This is a genomic window from Streptomyces cahuitamycinicus (genome assembly GCF_002891435.1).
Lineage (GTDB): Bacteria > Actinomycetota > Actinomycetes > Streptomycetales > Streptomycetaceae > Streptomyces > Streptomyces cahuitamycinicus.
This window is the reverse complement of sequence record NZ_POUC01000496.1, coordinates 1-5,384: the sequence shown is the minus strand read 5'-3', so window position 1 is coordinate 5,384 and position 5,384 is coordinate 1. Positions and strand designations below refer to the sequence as shown.

General features: G+C 74.1%; 1 protein-coding gene. It reads right to left on the bottom strand.

Going from position 1 to position 5,384, the window contains the following annotated elements; all coding sequences use genetic code 11:
- A partial coding sequence (locus C1J00_RS47775) for a non-ribosomal peptide synthetase (protein WP_146046334.1) occupies positions 1-5,334 on the bottom strand: 5,334 nt, incomplete at its 3' end.
- Positions 5,335-5,384 lie beyond the last annotated feature (50 nt).

The following is a 5,384-nucleotide window of genomic DNA, read 5'->3' as shown; positions in this document are numbered from 1 at the left end:
GCGGTCGACCTTGCCGCTGGGGGTCAGGGGCAGCCGCTGGAGGGGTACGTAGAGCGCGGGCACCATGTAGTCGGGCAGGGAACCCGACAGATGCGAGCGCAGCTCGCCGGGGGACAGGCTGCGGTCGGCAACCAGGTAGGCGACCAGGCGTCCGCGGCCGGCCTCGTCACGATGGACGACGACCACCGCGTCGCGCACCTCCGGGTGGCGGCCCAGGGCTGTCTCGATCTCGCCCAGTTCGATACGGAAGCCCCGCAGCTTCACCTGTTCGTCGGCGCGGCCCAGGTATTCCAGGCTGCCGTCCGCCCGCCACCGGGCCACGTCGCCCGAGCGGTACATCCGGTCGCCCGGCTCACCGTGGGGGTCGGCCGTGAACCGCTCCGCGGTGAGGCCCGGTCGCCCGTGGTAACCGCGCGCCAGGTGAGGGCCGGCGATGTACAGCTCGCCCGGCACACCGACGGGCACCGGCTGGAGCGCCGCGTCGAGCAGCCGTACCCGGGTGTTGGGCAGCGGCGTCCCGATCGGGGGCACGGCCCCGCCGGTGAGCGGTGCGCTCATGGTCGCGACGACGGTCGACTCGGTCGGACCGTACGCGTTGACCATCCGTCGGCCGGGTGCCCAGCGGGACACCAGGTCGCCGGTGCTGGCCTCGCCGCCGACGACGAGGGTGCGCAGCCCGTCGAGCCCTTCGGGGGTCAGGGTGGCCACGGCGGAGGGCGCCAGCAGCGTGTGGCTGATGCGGCGCTCCCGCAGGAAGGTCTGCAGCGCCTCGCCGACGAGCGGACCGTGCGGCGGCAGGACGAGCGTGGCGCCCGCGGGGAGGGCCATGAGGACCTCCATGACGGCGCCGTCGAAGGACGACGAGGCGAACTGCAGGACCCGGCTGTCCTCGTCGACCCCCAGCCGCTCGATCTCGGCCGAGGCCAGATTGCCGATGCCGCGGTGCGGGACGAGGACACCCTTGGGGGTGCCGGTGGAGCCCGACGTGTAGATGACGTAGGCGAGGTCGTCGGGGCACGGGCCGGGCTCGGGCGCCGTGGCGGGCAGTGTGGCGAGCACGTCTTCCGTCCGGGCGAGGTCCACGATCCGGGCGCCGGTGTCCGGCAGGCGCCGCACCAGCTCGGTGCGCGTGACGACGAGTCCGGCACCGGAGTCCCGGAGCATGAAGGCGAGCCGGTCGGCGGGGTAGCCGGGGTCGAGCGGCAGGTAGGCGGCGCCGGCCTTCATGATGCCGAAAAGGCCGACGACCATGTCCACGCCCCGCTCGAGACACAGCCCGACGAACGTGCCGGGACCGGCGCCGAGGGACACGAGGTGGTGGGCGAGCCGGTTGGCCCGCTCGTCCAGCTCCCGGTACGCGAGGGCGGTGTGGGTGTCCTCCACGGCGGGCGCGTCGGGGCGGCGCCGCGCGGATGCCGCGACCAGCTCGGGGAACGAGCCGGTCGGCGCGGGGCGCACCGGGCCGTTCCAGCCGGTGACGACCTGCTCGTACTCGGCGTCCGTCAGCATCGGCAGGGTGGCGAGAGGCCGGTCGGGCTCGGCCGTGGCGGCGCCCAGCAGCGTCGTCAGGTGCCCGGCGAAACGGGCGATGGTCGCCTCGTCGAACAGGGCCGTGCCGTACCCCACCCGGGCGGTCAAGCCGTCGCCGGTCTCGAAGAACTCGACGGTCAGGTCGAACGGCGCGGCCTCCCGGGGCACCGGGTGGCCGGCGGCGCGCAGACCCGTCAGGCGCACGGGCTCGGCCGGCGCGTTCTGCAGGACCACCATGGCCTGGACGAGCGGGGTGCGGCTGGTGTCACGGGCGGCACCGGAGACCTCCACCAGGCGCTCGAAGGGCACGTCCTGATGGGCGAACGCCTCCAGGACGGTCTCCTTGAGGCCCGCCAGGAGCCGCGCGTACGACATCTCGGGGTCGACGCGGGAGCGCAGGACCACCGTGTCGACCAGGAAGCCGACGAGGTGCTCCGTGCCGCGGTGGTCGCGGCCGGCGGAGGCGGTGCCGACGGCGATGTCCTCCTGGCCCGACCAGCGGGCGAAGACGGCCTTCACCGCGGCGGTCAGGGCCATGAACAGGGTCGCGCCGTGCCGCTGGGCGAGCTCCCGGAGGGCGGTGGTGGCGCCGTCGGGGACGCGGAAGGTGTACTCGGCGCCCGCCGAGGAGCGCACGGGCGGCCGCGGCCGGTCGGTGGGCAGTTCGAGCGGGGTGATGCCGTCGAGACGCCCGCGCCACCAGTCGAGCTGCCGGTCGAGGAGACCGCCGTCCTCGATACGGCCGCGCTGCCATGCGGCGAAGTCCGGGTACTGAACGGTGACTTCGGGCAGGCGGGGTTCGCGGCCCTCGACGCGGGCGGTGTACAGCTCGCCCAGTTCGCGGGTGACCACGCCCACGGACCAGCCGTCCGTGACGATGTGGTGCATCCCCAGGACACACACGTGCTCGTCCTCGGCGAGACGCGCGAGCAGCACGCGGACCAGGGGCCCGGCCGTCAGATCGTACGGGCGGTTCGTCTCCGCGCGGACTAGGTCCCGGAGCCGCTCCTCGCACGGCCGCTCCGCGAGGCCGGTCAGGTCCTCGGTGCGCCACTCCGGCGCCAACCGCGGGTGGACCACCTGGACGCCGCGTCCGCCGACGACACCGAACGTGGTGCGCAGCGACTCGTGCCGGTCCGTCAGGTCCTGTACGGCCGCCCGCAGCGCGGCGGTGTCGAGGGTGCCGCTGAGGCGCAGTCCCGTCGCCGTGTGGTACTCGGTGCTGCCGGGGTCGAAGTCCGCCAGGAACCAGAGGCGTTGCTGCCCGTACGACATGGGCAGGGCGCCGTCGCGCGGGGCGACGGGGATGGCCGGGTCCTCGGCGGTCTCGTCGGGGGTGAGGGACGTGACGAGACCGGCGATCGTCGGAGTGTCGAAGAGGATGCGCGGTGGCAGGGTGGTGCCGAGCGCGGCGCGCATCCGGGAGACGGCCCGGACGGCGAGGATGGAGTTGCCGCCCAGGGCGAAGAAGTCGTCGTGCACGCCGATGCTCTCGACGCCGAGTACCTCGCACCAGACTCCGGCGAGTGTCTCCTCGACGGCGTCGCGCGGAGCGGTCCGGTCCGCGCCGGCGCTCTCCCGGACGGAAGCCGGTGCGGGCAGGGCCTTGCGATCGACCTTGCCGTTCGGCGTCAGCGGCAGGGTGTCGAGCACCACGATGGCCGACGGCACCATGTGATCGGGCAGGCCCTCGGCGAGGTGGGCGCGCAGATCCCCGGCGGACGGGCGGCGTGCTCCGGACGGCGAGACGTAGGCCAGCAGGTTGGTGTTGTGGGTGACGACCACGGCCTGGGCGACGTCGGGGTGGAGCGCGAGGGTGCTCTCGATCTCGCCCAGCTCGATGCGGAAGCCGCGCACCTTGACCTGGTCGTCGGCGCGGCCCAGGTACTCCAGGGTGCCGTCGGTGTTCCAGCGCGCCACGTCACCGGAGCGGTACATGCGCTCTCCGGGCTCGCCGTAAGGGTTGGCGACGAAGCGCTCCGCGGTGAGGCCGGGCCGCCCGTGGTAGCCGCGGGCCAGTCCGACGCCCGCGATGTACAGCTCGCCGCGCACACCCGCGGGGACCGGGCACAGGGCGTCGTCGAGGACGTACACACGGAAGTTGGCGATGGGCGTGCCGATGGGCGGGACGGTCGCGCCGCCGAGCGGGGCGCTCATGGTGGCGCAGACGGTCGTCTCGGTCGGGCCGTAGGCGTTGACCATGCGCCGGCCGCGGGACCAGCGGCCGACCAGGTCGGCGGTGCTCGCCTCGCCGGCGACGACGAGGGTGGCTGCAGCGGGCAGCCCTCGGCCCTCGGGGAGCACGGCGACGGTGGCAGGGGTCAGGGTGGCATGGGTGACGCCGTGCTCGGCGGCGTAGGACGCGAGCGGCTCGCCGGGGGCGAGGGCCTCCTTGGAGCCCATGACCAGCGCGGCGCCGGTCAGCAGGCCCATGCACACCTCCCAGAAGGCCGCGTCGAAGCTGGCGGAGGCGAACTGCAGGACCCGGCTGCCGGGGACCACGTCGAAGGCGTGGGCCTGCACGGCCGCCAGGTTGCCGATACCGCGGTGGGAGACGAGGACGCCCTTGGGCCGGCCGGTGGAGCCGGAGGTGTAGATGGCGTACGCGAGGTCCTCGGGGGCGACCGCCGTCTCGGGGGCGGTGGCCGGGTGGGCGTCTAGGGCGGCCCGGTCGTCGGTGAGGTCGACGAGGGTGGCGCCCGTGTCGGGCAGCCGGTCACGCAGCTCGCGCTGGGTGACCACGAGTCGGGCACCGGAATCCCGGAGCATGTAGGCGAGCCGGTCGGCCGGATACGACGGGTCGAGCGGCAGGTAGGCGGCGCCGGCCTTCATGATGCCGAGCAGGCCGGCGGCCATGGCGGCGGTCCGCTCGACGCACAGGCCGACCAGTTGGTCGCGTCCGGCGCCCAGCGCCGTCAGGTGGTGGGCGATGCGGTTGGCCCGCTCGTCCAGTTCGCGGTAGGTGACGGAGCCGTGTTCGTCGATGACGGCGACGGCGTCGGGGCGGGCGGCGACCTGGGCGGCGTACAACTCGGGGAAGGTGCCGGTCGGCACCTCGCGGGCGGTGTCGTTCCAGACGCGGACGACCTGCTCGAACTCCCCGTCGGTGAGCAGGGGCAACGTGGTGAGGGGCAGGTCGGGGCGTTCGGCGGCGCCGGTCAGCAGGACTGCCAGATGACCCGCCAGGCGAGCCGCCGTGGCCTCGTCGAACAGGGCGGTGCTGTGCCGGACCCGCAGGAGCCGCTCGTCGGCGGAGATCTCGAAGGACAGGTCCAACGGGTCGAAGTCGTGCTGCGCCGGGGCGAGTTCGTCGAGGTCGGCGACCATGGCCTGGACGTACGGGGTGATGCTGGTGTCCCGCGCGGGGGACAGCGCGTCGACGAGGTCGGCGAAGGGGATGTCGTGGGCGAGGGCGTCGTCCAGTGCGCGGCGGGTGTCGCGCAGCAGGACGGTGAAGGGCGCCGAGGCGTCGACGTCGGTGCGCACGACGACGGTGTGACCGGTGCGCGGGGAGACCGAGCCGAGGGCGATGTCCTCTTGCCCGGAGTAGCGGGAGAGCAGCGCGGTGACGGCGGCCGCGAGGACGACTGTGCGGCCGGTGGCGTGGCGTTCGGCCAGTTCCGTCACGGCCCGGGCGGCGGCGCTGGGCAGTTCGCAGGTGTGCGGGGCGGTGGTGGTCGCGCGGACGACCGCTCGGGGCCGGTCGGCCGGGAGCTCCAGGGGCGGAACGCCGTCCAGTCGGGCCCGCCAGAACTCGATCCTGTCGGGGACTGCCGGGTTCACCGGCACGTCGGCGCGAGCCACGTGTGTACCTCCAGAAAAAGGGCGGCTTCCGGGCATGGGTGGGCCAGGGC